The sequence below is a fragment of the Streptomyces humicola genome, from assembly GCF_024436035.1.
Classification (GTDB): Bacteria; Actinomycetota; Actinomycetes; order Streptomycetales; family Streptomycetaceae; genus Streptantibioticus_B; species Streptantibioticus_B humicola.
The window spans coordinates 85736-100566 of sequence record NZ_JANFNG010000009.1 but is presented as its reverse complement, the minus strand read 5'-3'; the positions used below and the strand labels follow the sequence as shown (position 1 = coordinate 100566).

Sequence of the window (14831 nt, the reverse complement as noted above, 5' to 3'; positions counted from 1 at the left end):
AGGAGCTCCGAGCGATGTCCGTCGCCTCCGCGACCTACAACCCGACGGTCGCCCGGCTCACCTACCGGGCGCTGCTCGGCCGCCGCCGTGCGCTGATCCTCTTCGCACTGCCGCTGCTGCTGCTCGTGATCTCGGCCGCCGTACGGGCGCTGAGCGGCGCCGACGACCAGACGGCCGGCGACGTGCTCTCCGGCTTCGCGCTCGCCACCATGGTGCCGTTGATCGGCGTCATAGCCGGCACGGGCGCGATCGGTCCCGAGATCGACGACGGCTCGATCCTCTATCTGCTGGCCAAGCCGGTGAAACGCCCGACGATCATCGTCACCAAGCTACTGGTGGCGATGGGGGTGTCGGTCACCTTCGCCGCGATACCCACCTTCTTCGCGGGGCTGATCCTGGACGGCAACGGCCAGCACCTCGCCGTCGCCTTCGGGGTCGCCGCGGCCGTTGCGTCGCTCGCGTACAGCGCGATCTTCCTGCTGCTGGGCGTGGTCACGCGGCACGCAGTGGTGGCCGGTCTCGTCTATGCGCTGGTGTGGGAGTCGCTGATCGGCAACCTGGTGCCCGGCGCACGCACCCTCAGCGTTCAGCAGTGGGCGCTCGCGCTGGCGCAGAAGGTCGCGGACCCGGGCGCCGTCTCGTCGTCGGTCGGCCTGCCGACCGCGGTGGTGCTGCTGATAGGCGTGATGCTGGCGGCCACGTGGTTCGCCGGCCGCAAGCTCCGTACCCTCACGCTCGCGGGGGAGGAGTAGCGAGCGAGCGGCGGGCAGCGGGCAAAGGCGACGGGCGAAGGCGAGCTGTATCCGCACAGCGAATGCGGCCATCATGTGAGCGATGGCCGCACACCACGAGCCCGACGAGTCCAGCCGAGGACGGCGCCGCATCACTCCGCGCGAGGCGGCGCGTACGGGGCTGCACGCCGTGCTGGACTGGGTACGGCACTCCCCGGGCACGCACACCTGGCTGGTGATCCTCGCGATCACCAGCGGAGTGATCGCCACAGCCTCGCCGAGCGTCCGCAACTTCCTGCTGCACCACAACAGCACCAACCTCGTGCAGCTGCGCGACCACCCCATTCGGGTGCTTTTCGTCAGCGCGTTGTGGATCGAGTCGCCGTCCGGTTTCGCGTTCTACTTCGTCTTCTACGAGCTGGTCCACGCGCCGGCCGAGCGCTGGCTCGGCACCTGGCGCTGGCTGCTGACGGTGGCGATCGCGCACGTCGGGGCGACGCTCGTCAGCCAGCAGGCGGTGCGGCTCGGCATCCAGTACGAGCGGCTGCCCCGCTCGATGGCGCATACCGTCGACATCGGGGTCAGCTACGGGCTCGCCGGGGTGATCGGGGTGCTCACCTACCTGGTGCCGCGGCCCTGGCGCTGGGGCTATGCCGTGCTGATCATCGGCTTCTTCGGCTGGTCGGTGATCAACGGCCGTACCTTCACCGACCTGGGCCACTTCACCGCGATGCTGCTCGGGCTCGCCTGTTACGCGCTGACGCCCACGGCACGCCAGCGGGGCCCGCGGCCGCGTCACCCGTCACGGGTGCCACCTCGCCCGACCGGCGAGAGCGATCGGGCCGACGGGACCGGCCGCGCCGACCACGCCGCACACGGCGCGGTCTACGGTAGCGCCGTCAACGGAGCAGCGAAGGCGCCGCCCGGTCCAGCACCGAAGTGACCCGCTCCCAGGTCGCCGTGTCCCGTTCGACAGCGTCCAGCTGATCGCCCTCGCCGCTCCCCCACCCGGTGGCCACAGCGACCGGATCGCCGCCGCCCGCGGCCGATGCGGCGAGCGCGGCAGCACCCAGCGCGACCAGTTCGCTCTGGCGCGGTACGACCACGGGCCGCCCGGACAACCTCCGTACCGCCTCCTGCCACACCCGGCCGCGCGCACCGCCGCCGACCAGCCGCAGCGGTTGCGCGGCCACCGCCGGGTCCGCCGGGTCCAGGCCGCAGGCGCGCAGCAGGTCGTCGAGGGCGCGCAGCACGGTGACGACCGCACCCTCGTACGCGGCGCCGAGCAGCTGCTGGGGGGTGGTCGCATGCCGCAGCCCGACCAAGAGGCCGGAGGCGGTCGGCAGGTCGGGGGTGCGTTCGCCGTCGAGGTACGGCAGCAGAACGGCCTCGCCGCCCGGCACCGCGTCCTCGCGCTCCAGGCCCAGCAAGGACGCGACCCTGTCGACGGCGAGCGTGCAGTTGAGTGTGCAGGCGAGCGGCAGGTACGAGCCGTCTGCCGCCGCGAATCCGCAGATCGCGGGGTCCGTGGCGCGGGCATCGGTGGCGGCGAAGACCGTGCCCGAGGTGCCGAGGCTCACCACCGGATGGTCGAGCAGTCCGGCATGGCCGAGTCCGAGGCCCACCGCCGCGGCCATGTTGTCGCCGGTTCCGGCGGCGACTGGGATCCCGGCGGGCAGCCTCAGGTGGCCGGCCGCGGCCGGGGTGAGGGCGCCGACCCGTGCGCCGCCGCTCGCCGCGACCTCGGGGAGCAGCCCGGCGTCGAGGCCGATGAGGGCGAGAAGCTCCTCGTCGTAGGCGCGTTTCCCGGTGTCGTACCAGCATGTCCCCGACGCGTCGCCCGGATCGGTGACCCCGGTCCCGCTCAGCCGCTCGGTGAGGAAGTCGTGCGGCAGCCGCACGGCGACGACCCGGGACGCCGTCCGCGGCTCGTGCTCGCGCAGCCACGCCCACTTGGCGGCGGTCATCGCGGCGACGGGCGCGCTTCCGGTCCTGGCCGCCCAGGCGTTCGGGCCGCCCAGCGCCCGGGTGAGCGCTGTGGCCTGCGGGGCGGCGCGCACGTCGTTCCAGAGCACGGCGGGCCGCAGCGGTCCGCCGTCCACTCCGAGGACGACGAGCCCGTGCTGCTGCCCGGCGACCGCGATCCCGGATACGCAGGAGGCGGGCACCCCGGCGGCGGCCAGCCCGTCGGCCACGGCGAGCCGCAGCGCCTGCCACCACTGCTCGGGGTCGCTCTCACGCGCCCCGCCGACACCGCTGACGCTGTGCGGTGCCCGTCCGACGGCGAGCAGCGTGCCGCTCTCCGCTGCGACGAGGGCGGCCTTGGTGGACTGCGTGGAGCTGTCCACGCCGATGACGACAGGGGGTACCCCCGGAAGGGAGGGGGAGGACTCATGCATGTCGGCACCTCGCTTCCGCGGACCCTTGTGCGGACCCCTTGTGTGGATCACGTTGTTGCGCTCCATAATTAGTCATGCCGCAAAACAAATCCAGTGCCCATAGTGCCGATCCCTTCGCCCCCACCTCCGAGGACAAGTTCACGTTCGGCCTGTGGACCGTCGGCTGGCAAGGGCGCGACCCGTTCGGCGACGCCACCCGCCCGGCGCTCGACCCCGTCGAGTCCGTCCACCGCCTCGCCGAGCTCGGCGCCCACGGCGTCACCTTCCACGACGACGACCTCATCCCCTTCGGCTCCACCGACACCGAGCGCGAGGCGCACGTCAAGCGGTTCCGCCAGGCGCTCGAAGCCACCGGCATGAAGGTGCCGATGGCCACCACCAACCTGTTCACCCACCCGGTCTTCAAGGACGGCGCGTTCACCGCCAACGACCGCGACATCCGCCGGTACGCACTGCGCAAGACGATGCGCAACATCGACCTCGCCGCCGAGCTCGGCGCCTCCGTCTACGTCGCCTGGGGCGGCCGCGAGGGCGCCGAGTCCGGCGCCGCCAAGGACGTACGCGCAGCACTCGAACGGCTCAAGGAGGCGTTCGACGTCCTCGCCGAATACGTCACCGAGCAGAGGTACGGGCTGCGCTTCGCGCTCGAACCCAAGCCGAACGAGCCGCGCGGCGACATCCTGCTGCCGACCGTCGGCCACGCACTCGCGTTCATCGAGAAGCTGGAGCGGCCGGAGCTGTTCGGGGTCAACCCCGAGGTCGGCCACGAGCAGATGGCAGGGCTCAACTTCGCGCACGGCATCGCCCAGGCGCTGTGGGCGGGCAAGCTCTTCCACATCGACCTCAACGGGCAGTCGGGCATCAAGTACGACCAGGACCTGCGCTTCGGGGCGGGGGACCTGCGGTCCGCCTTCTGGCTGGTCGACCTGCTCGAATCGGCGGGGTACGAGGGCCCGCGCCACTTCGACTTCAAGCCGCCGCGCACCGAGGACTTCGACGGTGTGTGGGCGTCGGCGGCGGGATGCATGCGCAACTACCTGATCCTGCGGGAGAAGGCGCGGGCGTTCCGCGCGGACCCGGAGGTCCAGGAGGCGCTGCGGGCCTCCCGGCTGGACCAGTTGGCAGCTCCCACGCTCGCTCCCGGTGAGACGCCTGCCGCGTTGCGGGCGGACCGGGACGCGTTCGAGGAGTTCGGCGTCGAGGCGGCCGGACGGCGGGGGCTCGCCTTCGAACGGCTCGACCAGCTGGCGCTCGACCATCTGCTCGGGGTTCGCTGACGGAGCCCGTCCGGGCGCTGCGCCCAAGGCTCTGGCGCTGCGCTACCTCGCGGTGCGGGGCGGCGCGGTGCTTCGCCGCCCGGCGCCTCCGTCGCAGCTCGCCTCCTTGTCGCCCGGAGGCGCGAGACGAGACGCGCACCCGCCGAGGCACCATGCCGCCCCGCGGCGCAGCGTCACCGCAGGCGGGACTCGGCACCCCTCGGCAGTGATGCCCACACAGCGTGGGCCGCCGCGCCCCGCGCGGCGACCGTGGTGCCCGCGAGCGACGCGGCCAACAGGCGGTCCTCGGCCCAGAGACCGGAGACGACGCGCTGAGCGAGCTCACGGCCCGCGGCCGCCGCGAGCCACCGCGCAAGACCGCGATAGATCCCGCCCAGCACCACGGCGTCCGGGTCCAGCAGATTCACCGCGCCCGAGAGCGCCAGGCCCAGCATCTGCCCGGCGTCCTCCAGCGCGCCGACCGTCGCCTCGTCACCGGCGGCGGCCCTGCGGGCCAGCTCCTCGACGCCGTCGAGCCCCGCCTTCTCGTCCAGGCCGACGGCGCGCAGCAGCGCTGCCTGGCCCGCGTACTGCTCCAGGCACCCATTCGCCCCGCACCGGCATCGCGGGCCATCCGGCCGGACCACGACATGGCCGATCTCCCCGGCGAAGCCGTGCGCGCCACGGAAGAGCTCGCCGTCCACCACGAGCGCGCCGCCGATGCCGATCTCCCCGCTGACGTAGAGGAAGCTGCGCCGCGGTCCGAGGCCGCCGAACCACAACTCGGCGAGGGCGGCGAGGTTCGCCTCGTTCTCGGCCGTCACCGGCAGCGCCCGGTGGCCGGGACGTGCCGCCGCCAGCGCCTGCGCGAAGACGCCCTCGGCGGCGACCTGGCTCCAGCCGAGGTTGGGCGCCTGGCGTACCGTGCCGCCGGAGACCAGGCCGGGCAGCGCGAGCTCGGCCGCCACGGCGTGCAGCCCGTGCTCCTCGGCGGAGGCGAGGGCCCTGGCGGCCAGCTGCGCGGCACGCCCGAGCGCGTCCGCCGGGGGTCCGCCGCGGTTGTCGGTGTGCTCGGTGAGCCGGAACCGGTCCGCTCCCGAGAGGTCGACGACGCTCGCCGAGATGTAGTCGACGTTGATCTCGACCCCGAGCCCCGCCGGGCCGGTACGGCTCATGCGCAGCACCGTGCCGGGACGCCCCGCCTGGCCGCTGAACGCCTTGCCGTGCTCGGTGAGATAGCCGGCGTCGATCAGTTCGTCGACGAGCGAGGAGACGGCGGCCCTGGTGAGCCCCACCCGGGAGGCGATACCGGCCCGCGTCGCCTCGCCCTCGTCGAGGACGGCTCGCAGCACCAGGCTGAGATTGTGGCTGCGCACCGACTCCTTGCCCGCCTTGGGGCCGAGCGGCGCGAGGTTCGTCTTCATCCTGATGGTGAGCGTAGCCGCCCGTCCCCCGGCCCGCTTGCCGGTACGCCGGCGGGCCGGGGGACGGGCGGCCCGTCAGCCCGCCTCCGCGACGGGTTCGGCGAACTGCGCGGCGTACAGCTTCGCGTACGCGCCGCCCGACTCCAGCAGGTCCTCGTGCGTACCCTGTTCGACGATCTGCCCGGACTCCATCACCAGGATGACGTCGGCGTCGCGGATGGTGGAGAGCCGGTGCGCGATGACGAAGCTGGTCCGGCCGGCGCGCAGTTGGTTCATCGCGTGCTGGATCAGCACCTCGGTACGGGTGTCGACGGAGCTCGTCGCCTCGTCGAGCACGAGGATCGCGGGCTCGGCGAGGAACGCGCGGGCGATGGTGATCAGCTGACGCTCGCCCGCGCTGACGTTGGAGCCCTCCTCGTCGATCACCGTGTCGTAGCCGTCGGGGAGGGTGCGCACGAAGCGGTCGACGTGGGTGGCCTTCGCCGCCTCCACGAGCCGCTCCCGGGTGGCTCCCTCGACGCCGTAAGCGATGTTGTCGGCGATCGTGCCACCGAAGAGCCAGGTGTCCTGCAACACCATGCCGATGTTGCTGCGCAGTTCCTCGCGCGACATCCCGGCGATCTCGACGCCGTCCAGGGTGATCCGGCCGCCCGTCACCTCGTAGAACCGCATGAGGAGGTTGACGAGCGTCGTCTTCCCGGCGCCGGTGGGCCCGACGATGGCGACGGTCTGGCCCGGCTTGACCGCGAGCGACAGGTCCTCGATGAGGGGCTTGTCTTCCTCGTAGCGGAACGAGACGCCCTTGAACTCGACCTGCCCGCGCACCACTTCCGGGCGCGGCGCCTCCTCGGGGGCGGGGTCCGGCTCCTGCTCGGCCGCGTCGAGCAGCTCGAAGACCCGCTCGGCGGAGGCCACACCCGACTGGACCAGGTTGGCCATCGAGGCCACCTGCGTCAGCGGCTGGCTGAACTGGCGCGAGTACTGGACGAACGCCTGCACATCGCCGATCGACAGCGCACCGGAGGCGACCCGCAGCCCGCCGATCACGGCGACGAGCACGTAGTTGAGGTTGCCGATGAACATCATCGCGGGCTGGATGGTCCCGGAGATGAACTGGGCCCGGAACCCGGCCTCGTAGAGCGCCTGGTTCTGCTCGCGGAAGATCGCCGCGGACTCACGCTGCCGGCCGAAGACCTTGACCAGCGAGTGCCCGGTGTACATCTCCTCGATGTGAGCGTTGAGCTTGCCCGTCGTCTTCCACTGCGCGACGAACTGCGGCTGGGCGCGCTTGCCGACGCGGGTGGCGACGACCACCGAGACCGGCACCGTCACCAGGGCGACCAGCGCGAGCAGCCACGAGATCCAGAACATCATCGTCAGCACGCCGACGATGGTCAGCAGCGAGGCGACGATCTGGCTGAGGGTCTGCTGCAGCGTCTGCGCGATGTTGTCGATGTCGTTGGTGGCGCGGCTGAGCACCTCACCGCGCGGCTGCCGGTCGAAATAGCTCAGCGGCAGCTTGGCGAGCTTCTCCTCGACCTGTTTGCGCAGCCGGAAGACCGCGCGCTGCACGATCCGGGTGGCAATGCGCGCCTGGACGAAGCCGAAGGCGGCGGCGCCCACGTAGATCAGCAGCACCCACAGCAGCACGACGCCGACGGCGTGGAAGTCGATGCCCTTGCCCGGGATGACGCCGTGCATCGACGCGAGCATGTCGGCGAGCTTGCCCTGCCCGTGGGCGCGCATCCCGGCGACGGCCTCGGCCAGGGTGGTGCCGGAGGGCAGCATGCGGCCGATGACCCCCGCGAAGATCAGGTCCGTGGCGTGGCCGAGGATCTTCGGGCCGAGCACGGATAGTGCGACGCTGCCGGTGGCCAGAAAGAGGACGAGCGCGACGATGCCGCGCTCGGGGCGCAGCTCACGCAGCAGCCGTTGGCTCGAACCCTTGAAGTTCATGGACTTCTCGGCGGGTTGACCGCCCATCCATCTCGCCGGCCCAGCGGCCGGCGCGGGCCCCCTGCGCGGGGTGGCCTCGCGTGCGTCGCTCACGCCGCCTCCTCTTCCGTGAGCTGGGAGAGCACGATCTCCCGGTACGTCTCGTTGTCGGCCATCAGTTCGCTGTGGGTGCCGGTGCCGACGATCCGGCCTTCGTCGAGGACCACGATGCGGTCGGCGTCGCGGATGGTGCTGACGCGCTGGGCGACGATGATCACGGTCGCCTCGCGAGTCTCGCGTGACAGCGCGGCGCGCAGCCGCGCGTCCGTGGCGTAGTCGAGCGCCGAGAAGGAGTCGTCGAAGAGGTAGACCTCGGGTTTGCGGACCAGCGCGCGGGCGATCGCAAGACGTTGGCGCTGGCCTCCGGAGACGTTGGTGCCGCCCTGCGCGATGGGTGCGTCCAGGCCCTCGGGCATCTTCTCGACGAAGTCACGGGCCTGAGCGACCTCCAGCGCGTGCCATAGCTCCTCGTCGGTCGCGTCGGGCTTGCCGTAGCGGAGGTTGGAGGCGACGGTGCCGGTGAACAGGTACGGCTTCTGCGGCACCAGGCCGACCACCTCGGCCATCGTGTCCGCGTCCAACTCCCGTACGTCCACGTCGTCGACGAGCACGGCACCCCCGGTCGCGTCGAAGAGCCGCGGGACCAGGCCGATCAGGGTGGACTTGCCGCTGCCGGTGGATCCGATGACGGCGGTGGTCTCGCCGGGGCGGGCGGTGAACGAGACGTCCTTGAGCACCGGTTCCTCGGCACCCGGGTAGCGGAACTCGACGTCCCGCAGCTCCAGATGGCCGTGGCGGGCGACGGAGCGGATGGGGGTGACGGGCGGCACGACGCTGGTGTCGGTGGCGAGCACGTCCTGGATGCGCTCGGCGCACACCTCGGCGCGCGGCACCATCATGAACATGAAGGTGGCCATCATCACCGACATCAGGATCTGCATCAGATAACTGAGGAATGCGGTCAGTGCTCCGATCTGCATGTGTCCGCTGTTGATGCGCTCCCCGCCGAACCACAGGACGGCGACGCTGGAGGCGTTCACCACCAGCATCACGACCGGGAACATCATCGACATCAGCCGGCCGGCCCTGACAGCCACGTCCATCAGCTCGGTGTTGGCCTTCTCGAACCGCTCGCGCTCGTGGGTGTCGCGCACGAAGGCGCGAATCACCCGGATGCCGGTGATCTGCTCGCGCAGGATGCGGTTGACGTTGTCGATACGTTCCTGCATCCCGCGGAACAGCGGCCGCATGCGCCGCACGATCAGCGAGACCAGGATGCCCAGCACCGGGACGATGACCAGCAGCAGCGAGGAGAGCGGCACGTCCTGGTTGAGCGCCATCAGAATGCCGCCGACGCACATGATCGGCGCCGACACCATGAGCGTGAACGTCATCAGAACCAGCATCTGGACCTGCTGGACGTCATTGGTGGTCCGGGTGATCAGCGACGGTGCGCCGAAACGACCCATCTCGCGGGCGGAGAAGGACTGCACACGGTCGAAGACGCAGGCACGTATGTCGCGGCCCAGCGCCATCGAGGTGCGGGCGCCGAAATACACCGCGCCGATCGCGCAGACGATCTGCGCGAGGGTGACGGCGATCATCCAGCCGCCGGTGGAGAGGATGTAGCCGGTGTTGCCCTTGACGACACCGTTGTCGATGATGTCGGCGTTCAGGGTCGGCAAATACAGGGTTGCGAGCGTCTGCACAAGCTGCAGAAGCACGATCAGCGCGACGGGTTTGGTGTAGGGCCTCAGGTGAGCCCGCAAAAGTCGGACCAGCACACCGGAACCTTACGTGAGCACCCGCAAGGGCGTACGGGGTTTTTCCGCGACCCCGTTCGACGCCGATCGGCGATACTGCTGGAGAGGGCCTACGGGCCGCACTCAGAGGAGAAGAGGTGGGGCGCCGATGCTACGCAACGGTCTGGAACCGTGGCACCTGGTCATTGTTGTGCTCGTGGTGTTTCTGCTGTTCGGCGCGAAGCGGCTGCCCGACACCGCGCGTGCCCTCGGTAAGTCGCTGCGGATCCTCAAGAGCGAGACGAGGGCGCTGAAGGACGACTTCAAGGAGGCCGCCTCCGACGAGCCTCAGGCGTCCGAGAAGCAGGACGCGCCTGCTCAGCGGACGATTTCCAACGCGCCGGGGGACAGCACGACCGCGCGTCCCGTCGTGGACAAGGAGCCGGTCGAGGGCGACGCGAAGAAATGACCCGGGTCGGGCTCAACCCCCGGTGACGCCTGTGCGTCGTGTCTTTACGTAGTCTTGGTAATCCTTGTAGGACGTACCGGAACGTAGAACGTAAAGGCACACCGGAGGACCATGTGGGCGCGTCCCTGACCAGAGCGAGCCGTGGGCTGCTCGCGCTGCTCCCAGCCCTGCTTCTCGCGGCCCTTGCGCTGATGGCGGCGGAGCCCGCCGCGCACGCGGCGAGCGGCAGCGGGAGCGGTATCCCGGCCGTGGCGGACGCGCTGAAGAAGAACCCGGTCTACGTGGACCCGCGCGCCTCGTCGCAGCTCACCTCCTCCGACGCCGAAGCCCTCGCCAAGAAGATCAAGGACTCCGGCAAGCCGGTCTTCGTCGCCGTGCTCCCCGCCGCGCCGGAGTTCCCGCCCAAGACGCTTCTGCAGGATCTGCGCGCCGAGGTCGGCATCACCGGTGTCTACGCCGTTCACCTGGGCAACGGGTTCAACGCGGGGGCGGACCCTCAGGTCATGCCGCACACCGCTGTGCTCAATCTCACCGGCGCCCTCAAGCGGTCGTACGGCAGTGATACGGCGGGGCTGCTCAACGCCTTTGCCGACCAGGCCGATCAGCAGGCCGCCGGCCACGCCCCGGACAGCTGGGGCTCGTCCGGCGGAGGCGGTGGCAGCGGCGCGGCGATCGCCGCGGGTGTGGTGGTCGTGGCCGGTGCGGGCGGCGGATACGCGCTCTACCGCCGCAGCCGCAAGCGGAAGGCCGAGCGGGAGCAGGCGGCGCTGGACAGGCTGCGGACCGTCATCGACGAGGACATCACCGCCTTCGGCGAGGAGCTCGACAGACTGGACTTCAACCCCTCCGCCACCACCTCCGACGACGCGATGCGGCGCGATTACGAGCACGCCCTCGACTGCTACGACCGTGCCAAGGCGGCGATGGCCGCTGCCCGCCGTCCGGACGACGTCCAGCAGGTCACCGAGGCGCTCGAGGACGGCCGCTTCTCGCTGGCCACGCTGGAGGCCAGGCGCAGCGGGGCACCGCTGCCGGAGCGTCGCCTGCCGTGCTTCTTCGACCCGCGGCACGGGCCGTCGGTGCGTGACGTGGAGTGGGCACCGGCCGGCGGGGCGGTCCGCAGCGTCCCGGCCTGCGCGGCGGACGCCGCCCGGCTGGCCGACGGCGAGGAGCCGATGACCCGTACCGTCCAGACCGCGTCGGGCCCGCAGCCGTACTGGGACGCCGGTCCCGCGTACGCGCCCTGGGCGGGCGGCTACTTCGGCGGCTTCGGGGGCGGGCTGCTGCCCGGGCTGCTGGTGGGCACGATGCTGGGCAGCGCGATGAGCGCCCCGTACGCCTACGCGGACACCGGGCCGGGATTCGACGGCGGCTGGGACAACGGGGGCGACGGCTGGGGCGACGCGGGCGGGCCCCAGGGCGGCGACTATTCGGGAGCCGACTTCAACCCGGCCGACTTCTCCGGCGGCTTCGGCGATGTCGGAGACTCCGGTGGGTTCGGGGACTTCGGCGGGGGTGGTGACTCGGGCGGCGGCTTCGGGGGCGGCGACTGGTGACCGCAGCATGAGGGCGGCACTCGGGTGACAATGACCCGGTGCAGCATGCGGACGTCGATTACCAGCGGGAGCTGGAGCGTGCCCGGGACGCGGCGCTCCGCGTCGCCACCACCGGCCGGGTCGCCGACTACATACCGGCGCTCGCTGCGGCCGACCCCGAGGCCTTCGGCATGGCGCTCGCCACCACCGACGGCGAGGTCTTCGGGGTCGGCGACTGGGAGCAGCCGTTCTCCATCCAGAGCATCTCCAAGCTCTTCACGCTCGCCCTCACCCTTGCCGTCGGCGGTGAGTCCATCTGGAAGCGGGTCGGCCGGGAGCCGTCGGGCACCCCGTTCAACTCGCTGATCCAGCTGGAGACGGAGCACGGCATCCCGCGCAACCCGTTCATCAACGCGGGCGCCATCGTCGTCACCGACCAGCTGCACAGCCTCACCGGCGACGCCCGCGGTGCCGTGCGCGACTTCCTGCGCGCCGAGTCCGGCAATCCTCTGCTGGAGACCGACTCCGTAGTGGCCGCGTCCGAGGCCGACAACGGCCACCGCAACGCCGCCCTCGCCCACTTCCTCGCCAGCTACGGCAACCTCGACAACCCCGTCGACACTGTTCTGGAGCACTACTACGCGCACTGTGCGACGGCGGCGAGCTGCCGTGACCTGGCCCTGGCGGGCCGCTTCCTCGCCCGCCACGGTCTGCGCGCGGACGCCAGCCGGCTGCTCTCCCGCAGCGACGCCAAGCGCATCAACGCGGTGCTGCTGACGTGCGGGATGTACGACGCGGCCGGGGAGTTCGCGTTCCGTGTGGGCCTGCCGGGCAAGAGCGGCGTCGGTGGCGGGATCCTCGCCGTCGTCCCCGGCCGCGGCACCCTGTGCGTCTGGAGCCCAGCGCTCGACCCCGCGGGCAACTCCGTCGGCGGTGTGGCCGCACTCGACGCCTTCACCACCGCGACGGACTGGTCCGTCTTCTGAGGCGATGCAAGCGAGCCCGCCGGCCGCATGATGGCCCCAGAGGGGGGCGGTAGCACGCTCAACTACTACACGCTGTAGAAGTAATCCGGCGAAGATGGCGTGGGCGCGACGTGGCGCTCGCGACGGCGATGGGGCGGTGCGGTGGGGCTCGAAGCGGTGCACGCGGTCAACCCGATGAACAGCGCTGCGGTGCTGTCGGCCTTCGGCGCGCTCGGCGTACTGGTGGTGATCTTCGCAGAGTCCGGGCTGATCGTGGTGGGCTTCTTCCTCCCCGGCGACACGCTGCTCTTCCCGGCCGGACTGCTGTGCAGCGGCGGCCACGGACCCCACCTGCAGCTGGGGCAGGTGCTGGTGTGCGCCGCGGTGGGGGCGGTGACGGGCGCGCAGGCCGGTTACGAGATAGGCCGGCGGGGAGGCAGGGCGCTGCTCGCCCGCAGCTCCAACCGGCAATTGAAACGGGGCATCACCCGGGCGGAGGAGGTGCTCGCGCGCTACGGATACGGCAAGGCCATCGTGCTCGGCCGCTTCGTCCCCATGCTGCGGACGGTGCTCAATCCCGTGGCCGGGGCGCTCGAGGTGCCCGCACGAACCTTCCTCCTGTGGCAGGCGATCGGCGGTGTCGCCTGGTCCCAGGGGCTTGTGCTCGCAGGGTATGCGCTGGGCGCGTCCGTCCCGCACGTCGACCACTATCTGCTGCCGCTGGTCGGCCTCATCGTGTCCGTCTCCCTGCTGCCGCTGGTCGGCGAGGTCGCGCACGGTCGGCGAGCACGAGCAGCGGCACGCAATACCGCGGCGGCCGCCGACGCGCGTGAGGAGCGGACCGGCGGGAGACAATGAGCCCATGTGCCGGCTCTTCGGGATGAGCAGCGCGCCGCGACGGGTGCGCGCGACCTTCTGGCTGCTCCAAGCGCCGGACAACCTCAGCAACCAGAGCCGCCGTGACCCCGACGGCACGGGCCTCGGGTACTTCGACGCCTCCGGCGCACCGATGGTGCACAAGGCGCCGATCGCCGCATACGAGGACCGCGCCTTCGCCGAGGAGGCGCGGGAGGTGGAGTCGGCCACGTTCATCGCCCATGTGCGCTATGCCTCGACCGGCGGCCTCGAAGCGCGCAACACCCATCCCTTCCTCCAGCGCGGGCGGCTGTTCGCGCACAACGGCGTCATCGAGGACCTCGGCAGGCTCGACGCCCACCTGGGCGCCGACCTGTCCCTCGTCGGCGGCGACACCGACTCGGAGCGCTTCTTCGCCCTGATCACGCGTGAGGCCGAGTCGAACGGCGGTGACGTCGGCGCGGCGATCGAGAGCGCCGCCCGCTGGATCGCCGGCCATTTGCCCGTCTACGCCCTCAACCTCGTGCTGACCACCCCCGGTGAACTGTGGGCGCTGCGCTATCCCGGCACCCATGAGCTGTACGTCCTCGAACGAACCACCGGCGGCCACCACGGCGACCGCCGTCTCGACCACGCCGGCAGCGGAGGCCGACTGCGCGTCCACTCGCGGGAGCTGGCCGAGGTCCCGGCAGTGGTGGTCGCCAGTGAACGGCTCGACGACAATCCGCACTGGCGGCTGCTGCGCTCCGGCGAGCTCCTGCACGCAGGCCCCGGCCCCCGCGTCACCTCCCGCGTCGCCTTGCCGGAGCCGCCCGCCCAGCTGCTCACCCTCGACGACCTGCGCCCCGAGGCCGCCGCCTCGCAGGGCGTGGCGTGATGCTCCACGTCCCACAGAGTTTCCACAAAGACCCGTCCTACGGTGCCCCCGTCGACAACACCGGAAGGACGACATCGTGATGAGGAAGCTTTCGCTGCGCAGGCGCGGGACCGTGGTGGCCGGAGTCGTTCTGGCGGGCGCCCTGGCGGTCGGCGGTGCGACCGCATTCGCCGCCACATCGCCGTCGACGTCGACATCGACGCAGGCGTCCGTCCCCACAGCCGCCCACAAGCACCACGGCAAGCACCCTCGCCTCCGCAGACTGCACCTGCTGGGCGTGCACGGTCAGGCCACCGTGAAGAACGCCAAGACCGGCCAGTACGTGGTCCGCGAGTGGCAGCGCGGCCAGGTCACCGCGGTCTCGGGCGCCGACGTGACGGTCAAGAGCGCCGACGGGGTCAGCTGGACCTGGGCGGTGGCGCAGAACTCCAAGATCACCCGCGACGGCAAGAAGATCAGCGAGTCCGTGCTGAAGGACGGCGACACCGTTCTCGTCGTGGGCAAGCAGAGCGGTTCGGCCAACGACGCCGGCCGGATCTTCGCCCCGACCGCTGCCCACCCCCAGACCGGCACCAACGCCTGA

General features: G+C 71.3%; 13 protein-coding genes. 9 read left to right on the top strand and 4 right to left on the bottom strand.

Going from position 1 to position 14831, the window contains the following annotated elements:
- Nucleotides 1–14: 14 nt before the first annotated feature.
- Together NGB36_RS14290 and NGB36_RS14285 are read left to right on the top strand one after the other, a co-directional pair.
- The gene (locus tag NGB36_RS14290) at nucleotides 15–752 is read left to right on the top strand and encodes an ABC transporter permease subunit (protein ID WP_255920628.1); all 738 of its coding nucleotides are present in this window, start codon (nucleotides 15–17) and stop codon (nucleotides 750–752) included.
- An 82-nt stretch (nucleotides 753–834) separates the two neighbouring features.
- The gene (locus tag NGB36_RS14285) at nucleotides 835–1674 is read left to right on the top strand and encodes a rhomboid-like protein (RefSeq protein ID WP_255920627.1); all 840 of its coding nucleotides are present in this window, start codon (nucleotides 835–837) and stop codon (nucleotides 1672–1674) included.
- Here the strand turns inward: NGB36_RS14285 and xylB are convergent.
- Nucleotides 1631–3130, bottom strand: a complete 1500-nt coding sequence (xylB, locus tag NGB36_RS14280) for a xylulokinase (protein WP_255920626.1) — start codon at nucleotides 3128–3130, stop codon at nucleotides 1631–1633. The two genes, NGB36_RS14285 and xylB, sit on opposite strands and share 44 nt — an antisense overlap.
- Nucleotides 3131–3204: 74 nt before the next feature.
- Here xylB and xylA point away from each other — a divergent pair, with 74 nt between their 5' ends.
- The gene (gene xylA / locus NGB36_RS14275; RefSeq protein WP_255920625.1) at nucleotides 3205–4407 is read left to right on the top strand and encodes a xylose isomerase; all 1203 of its coding nucleotides are present in this window, start codon (nucleotides 3205–3207) and stop codon (nucleotides 4405–4407) included.
- Between the two features lie 173 nt (nucleotides 4408–4580).
- On the opposite strand, the gene NGB36_RS14270 is transcribed toward xylA, so the two are convergent.
- The 3 genes from NGB36_RS14270 to NGB36_RS14260 all read right to left on the bottom strand — a co-directional run bounded on the left by NGB36_RS14270 (nucleotide 4581) and on the right by NGB36_RS14260 (nucleotide 9589).
- Nucleotides 4581–5810 (bottom strand): ROK family transcriptional regulator, encoded by a 1230-nt coding sequence (locus NGB36_RS14270; protein WP_255920624.1) that lies wholly within the window; start codon nucleotides 5808–5810, stop codon nucleotides 4581–4583.
- A 75-nt stretch (nucleotides 5811–5885) separates the two neighbouring features.
- Entirely contained in the window at nucleotides 5886–7793 is a 1908-nt protein-coding gene (locus NGB36_RS14265) for an ABC transporter ATP-binding protein (RefSeq protein ID WP_255920730.1), read from the bottom strand.
- Between the two features lie 62 nt (nucleotides 7794–7855).
- Nucleotides 7856–9589 carry an ABC transporter ATP-binding protein gene (locus NGB36_RS14260; RefSeq protein ID WP_255920623.1) on the bottom strand — a complete coding sequence of 578 codons (1734 nt, stop codon included), beginning with the start codon at nucleotides 9587–9589 and terminating at the stop codon, nucleotides 7856–7858.
- A 127-nt stretch (nucleotides 9590–9716) separates the two neighbouring features.
- Here NGB36_RS14260 and tatA point away from each other — a divergent pair, with 127 nt between their 5' ends.
- From tatA to NGB36_RS14230, 6 genes are all read left to right on the top strand, one after another.
- Nucleotides 9717–10016, top strand: a complete 300-nt coding sequence (gene tatA / locus NGB36_RS14255) for a Sec-independent protein translocase subunit TatA (protein WP_255920622.1) — start codon at nucleotides 9717–9719, stop codon at nucleotides 10014–10016.
- A 113-nt stretch (nucleotides 10017–10129) separates the two neighbouring features.
- On the top strand, nucleotides 10130–11572 hold the full coding sequence (locus tag NGB36_RS14250; protein WP_372509437.1) for a hypothetical protein: 1443 nt from the start codon (nucleotides 10130–10132) through the stop codon (nucleotides 11570–11572).
- A 38-nt stretch (nucleotides 11573–11610) separates the two neighbouring features.
- Entirely contained in the window at nucleotides 11611–12537 is a 927-nt protein-coding gene (locus tag NGB36_RS14245; RefSeq protein WP_255920621.1) for a glutaminase, read from the top strand.
- Between the two features lie 174 nt (nucleotides 12538–12711).
- On the top strand, nucleotides 12712–13374 hold the full coding sequence (locus tag NGB36_RS14240) for a DedA family protein (RefSeq protein ID WP_269470173.1): 663 nt from the start codon (nucleotides 12712–12714) through the stop codon (nucleotides 13372–13374).
- Between the two features lie 4 nt (nucleotides 13375–13378).
- Nucleotides 13379–14248 carry a class II glutamine amidotransferase gene (locus NGB36_RS14235; RefSeq protein WP_255920620.1) on the top strand — a complete coding sequence of 290 codons (870 nt, stop codon included), beginning with the start codon at nucleotides 13379–13381 and terminating at the stop codon, nucleotides 14246–14248.
- Between the two features lie 76 nt (nucleotides 14249–14324).
- On the top strand, nucleotides 14325–14831 hold the full coding sequence (locus tag NGB36_RS14230; protein ID WP_255920619.1) for a hypothetical protein: 507 nt from the start codon (nucleotides 14325–14327) through the stop codon (nucleotides 14829–14831).

Excerpts from the sequence above, each read along its gene's own strand:
- NGB36_RS14285 (WP_255920627.1), top strand. The coding sequence starts at position 835 with ATGGCCGCACACCACGAGCCCGACGAGTCCAGCCGAGGACGGCGCCGC.
- NGB36_RS14265 (WP_255920730.1), bottom strand. The coding sequence starts at position 7,793 with ATGGGCGGTCAACCCGCCGAGAAGTCCATGAACTTCAAGGGTTCGAGC.
- NGB36_RS14240 (WP_269470173.1), top strand. The coding sequence starts at position 12,712 with ATGAACAGCGCTGCGGTGCTGTCGGCCTTCGGCGCGCTCGGCGTACTG.
- NGB36_RS14290 (WP_255920628.1), top strand. The coding sequence starts at position 15 with ATGTCCGTCGCCTCCGCGACCTACAACCCGACGGTCGCCCGGCTCACC.
- NGB36_RS14270 (WP_255920624.1), bottom strand. The coding sequence starts at position 5,810 with ATGAAGACGAACCTCGCGCCGCTCGGCCCCAAGGCGGGCAAGGAGTCG.
- NGB36_RS14235 (WP_255920620.1), top strand. The coding sequence starts at position 13,379 with ATGTGCCGGCTCTTCGGGATGAGCAGCGCGCCGCGACGGGTGCGCGCG.
- tatA (WP_255920622.1), top strand. The coding sequence starts at position 9,717 with ATGCTACGCAACGGTCTGGAACCGTGGCACCTGGTCATTGTTGTGCTC.
- xylA (WP_255920625.1), top strand. The coding sequence starts at position 3,205 with ATGCCGCAAAACAAATCCAGTGCCCATAGTGCCGATCCCTTCGCCCCC.
- xylB (WP_255920626.1), bottom strand. The coding sequence starts at position 3,130 with ATGCATGAGTCCTCCCCCTCCCTTCCGGGGGTACCCCCTGTCGTCATC.